Source organism: Monashia sp. HAY1-2A, assembly GCF_056755315.1.
Genome location: NZ_JBNDHY010000236.1, coordinates 1 through 4,193 on the forward strand (window position 1 = coordinate 1; position 4,193 = coordinate 4,193).

Annotated in this window: 3 protein-coding genes; 2 read left to right on the top strand and 1 reads right to left on the bottom strand. The window is 72.8% G+C overall.

All coding sequences use genetic code 11. The annotated features are described in order from the left end of the window. On the bottom strand, positions 1–1,474 hold a 1,474-nt coding region (locus ACPYOM_RS21075), incomplete at its 3' end, for an AAA family ATPase (protein WP_481347446.1). Between the two features lie 144 nt (positions 1,475–1,618). On the opposite strand from ACPYOM_RS21075, the gene ACPYOM_RS21080 reads away from it, so the two are divergent. Together ACPYOM_RS21080 and ACPYOM_RS21085 are read left to right on the top strand one after the other, a co-directional pair. Continuing rightward, on the top strand, positions 1,619–3,010 hold the full coding sequence (locus ACPYOM_RS21080; protein WP_481347447.1) for an FAD-binding protein: 1,392 nt from the start codon (positions 1,619–1,621) through the stop codon (positions 3,008–3,010). Between the two features lie 161 nt (positions 3,011–3,171). Then, entirely contained in the window at positions 3,172–3,861 is a 690-nt protein-coding gene (locus ACPYOM_RS21085; RefSeq protein WP_481347448.1) for an SRPBCC family protein, read from the top strand. Positions 3,862–4,193: the final 332 nt, after the last annotated feature.

Sequence of the window (4,193 nt, forward strand, 5' to 3'; positions counted from 1 at the left end):
GTACCGCCTGGTCGGTGCGGCTGCGGCTGAAGAGGACTCGCGACCGCAGGCGAGTGAGGCGCGCGCGGTCCAGCGGCGTGAGCGGACAGACGTCGGCCAGGGAGGCCAGCTCGCCGGCTCGTTCCCCCGAGGCGGCCGAGAAGTGCGCCTCGGCCGCCGAGAGGGCGCGGCGACCACGCACCCATGGGTCGGGCGTGAGCTCGGCAGCACGCTCCAGCAGGACCGCCTCGGCTGTCAGACCACCACGCTGCCGGGCACGTTCGGCAGCAGCCTCGAGGTCGGCAGCCACCGACTCGTCCACTCCGTCGACGGCCATGGCGGAGTGCCAGGCGCGGCGGTCGGGGTCGTCGCGGCTGTCCGTCGCATCGGCAAGAGCCCGGTGGGCGCGCCGGCGCTCGGAGGGGTCAGCGGCGAGATAGGCCGCCGAACGGGCCAGCGGGTGCCGGAACTGCACGGGCCTGCCGAACTTGATCAGCCCGGCGGTCTTCGCCGGGCCGGCATCCACGGGCACGCCCATCAGCTCGGCCGCCCGGACCAGCAGCCTCAGGTCGCCGACCGGCTCGGCCGCTGCGAGCAGGAGGAGGGTTCGCGTGTCGTCGGGCAGCGCCTCGACACGTTGCCGGAAGTCCTCGGTCACCATCGAGGACAACCGCGAGTGCCGGGCCGAGGCGCTCGTCGGAGCCCACCATCGTCCTGCGGCCACGTCGGGGGCCGACCTGCCGGCATACGGCCCCTCGTGGCTCTCGAGGTCCAGGCCGTAGGACAGCTCGCCCGCAGTACGGCCACGGGACAGCTCCAGGATCGCGAGCGGGTTGCCGTGCGTCTCGGCGACCAGCCGGGAGCGCACGGCCGGGTCCAACGGTCCCTCGATCGCACCGTCCAGCAGCCGGCCGGCGTCCTCCTCGGGCAGGCCCTCCACGGCCAGCTCGGGCAGCCCGACGAGCAGGTCCCGACCCTCGTGCGTCCGCACCGAGAAGACGACCGCGACCGCCTCGGCGAGCAGCCGCCGAGATACGAACTCCAGAGTCCTCAGGGAGCTCTGGTCGAGCCAGTGGGCGTCGTCGACCACGACGAGGACCGGTCGCGACTCCGATGCCCGGGTCAGCAGGGAGAGCACGGCCAGCCCGACGAGGAAGCGGTCGGGGGGCGGGCCGAGCGCCATTCCGAAGGCGACAGTCAGGGCATCGCGCTGCGGGACAGGCAGGCGGGGCAGCTCGTCGAAGAAGGGCGCACAGACCTGCTGCAGTGCCGCGAAGGTCATCTCCATGTCGGCTTCGACGCCCTGCGTACGTGTGACGGCCAGCCCCGAGGACTGCGCGACGAGGTGCTCGAGAAGGAGCGACTTGCCCACGCCGGCCTCGCCGCGAAGCACGAGCACGCTCGAGTGCCCTGCGCGCAGCCGGCCCAGGAGGGTGTCGAGCACTCGACGCTCCCGGCGGCGTCCGAGGATGCGTGGCAGAGGGGTGGCGCTCATGCGTGGGTCGGCTCCTGCATCTGGCGTCTACGCGCCGAGGCTACCGGTCCTGTCACAACAGGGACACTCCCCCGGTCGGGCAGCAGGTAGCCCAGTGACGACCCGGGAGTCCGTGTGCCAGTCGAGCACCAGATCAGAACATCCGTGCTGGTCATCGGTTCCGGGGCCGCTGCACGTCGAGCGGCCGTCGGTCTGTCCGATCGCGGCATCTCCTCGCTCCTGGTCGACGAGCCCGGCGGCACGCGGATGGATGCGGTGTCGACACAGCAGCCGCGACGGCTGCGCGTCCCCACGCTGCCGGCCGTGCACGTCACCGCGCTGCTCGTCGACGACGGTGCGGTGTTCGGTGCGTACGGCTTCAGCCTCGCGGACGGCTCCCGCTACCGCCTCCGCTCGGACGCCGTCATCCTCGCCACCGGCGGCCACTCCCGGGTCTGGAGCAGGTCGACGCCGCGCGAGCCGGGCCACGACGGCCACGGGTTGACCCTGGCCGTGGGCGCGGGGGCCGCGGTGCAGGACGCTGAGATGGTCGAGTTCCACCCGTTCGGCCTGCTCGACCAAGGCGGCACGGTGGTGGGCGTGGTGGCCGATGACGCAACGGTCCTCGGCGCGCGGCTGCTCAACAACCGCGGCGAACGGTTCATGAGCCGCCACGAGCCGGCCCTCCTCGAGCACGCACCGCACCAGCGCCTCGCCTGCGCGGCCTGGGACGAGATCAGGCACGGCCGCGGCTCGACCGACCGAGGCGTCTGGATGGACCTCTCGCACCTGCCGAGCAGCACCGTCCGTTCGGCGCTCCCCGCGCTTGCGGCCGCCGTCTCGCGGCACCAGTCGCGGGACATCACCGAGGACCCGTTCGAGGTCGCGCCGGCCACCAGCCGCACCCTCGGCGGCGTGCGCGTGCGCTCCCGGGACGGGGCGACGGACGTCGCTGGCCTCTTCGTGACAGGAGAGCTGGCAGCAGGCGTGGGCGGCGCCCGCTGCCCGGAGGGCCACGGCACCGCGTCGGAGCGTGGAGGGCTCGATCTGGCTGCTCTCTCGGCCGCGGTGTCCAGCGCCGGCTTCACCAGCGCGAAGCGGTCGCGTGCAGCCGAGCGCGCAGCCGTGCAGGTGGCCGAGCGCGGCGTGGACGCTGCCGCTCGGTCGGTCGGCAGCCAGGACGGACCGGCCCTGCTCTCGCGGGTGCGCGCCGTCATGACCGAGCATGCCGGACCGCGACGGGACCGCGACGGGCTCCTGTCTGCGCTGACAGTGGTCTTCGAGGTTGAGGAGCGGGCGATGCGCCCCGGCCGGCGTCCGGGGCCCGCGCCCGCCGCCGGGACGGCGGTCGCCTTCGATCTTCGGGCAGCGACGCTCGCGGCCCGAGCGACGCTGGAGTGCGCGTTGGCGCGCCGCGAGTCGGCGGGCTGGCACGAGCGGGCGGACGGCCCCTCGGGTGCGCAGACGGACTACCACCTCGTCTGGAGGCCCGGGGAACGGGTGACGCGCCTGCCTGCGGCCCCGGCTGACCGCAAGCCGGGACCGGGCACGGTCTGAAGGCAGCGTCGCCAGTTGTCACACCCGGCTTCCCCAGGTGGTCGGGGAGGTGGAGGTTGCCGCGCGGTGCGGCGCACCGACCAGGCATCCACCTCGACCGGGAGGGCTTCGTCATGGAGCAGGCAGGCAAGGCAGTGTCCCCGCAGAGGCGGAGCGGGGCCGTGCCTGTCGTCGCCGTCGGCTCCGGCGGCCCTGACGGGCCGGCTTCGTGGGAACCTCCACGCATCGGTGCCGGGCTGCGCGGACAGCTCAGGGACGCACTCGAGGACCTGCCGCGCATCCTGAGCGCTCCGGCGCACCGGCGCCGACACCTCACGTGGGGCGCAACCGAGGTCGAGGTGGCATCGGACATGCCGGGGGACGACCTGCTTCCCCGGGCCCAGTACTGCACCACCCGGGCGATCACCATCGAGGCCGCGCGCGAGCACGTGTGGCCCTGGCTCGTGCAGGTCGGCTACCGCCGGGCCGGGTGGTACGCCGCCGACCTGCTGGACAACTTCGGGCGCCCCAGCCTCCGTGAAGTGGTCCCCCAGCTCCAAGACCTCCACGTGGGTCAGTGGCTGCCCATGGTGCCCTACCCCTCCGAGCGGACTGCCTTCGTGGTCGACGGCTTCGTGGAGCCGTCGTGGCTGCTGTGGCGCACCCCGAACCGCACCTTCGCCTGGCGCTTGGAGGAGCTCGGGCCGGGGCGGACACGGGTGGTCGCGCGGCTTCGGACGCTGTACGAGTGGCACCGCCCGTTGGCGCCGGTCACGTTGGCGCTCATGGAGCTCGCCGACTACCCGATGATGCGACGCATGCTCCAGGGCATCCGCGACCGCGCCGAGAAGAACCTCGACAACGCTCGTTGAGATGCCTGGGGGTTGGACCTGCCACCGGCTCCGCGCGAAGACCCTCACATTGGCTTGCGCAGCAGAAGGCGTCACGTCATGCCATGGCGTCGCCGGTGAAGTGCAACGCGGTTCCCTTCGGCCGTAGGAGAGTTCACGAAGTGCGCACGCGGGCTAGCCGGTTTCGTCGTGCGGGTCGCGAACCGCCACGAGGGTGATGAGTGCAGTCAGGAGCGCCAACACGCCGTACCCCATCACGATCTCTGGCAGCGGCACGGTGTGGGACAGCTCGCCGGAGATCAGGCTCGGGAACGTCGCCGCGCTGTAGCTGAGCAGATAGACCACGGCGAAGA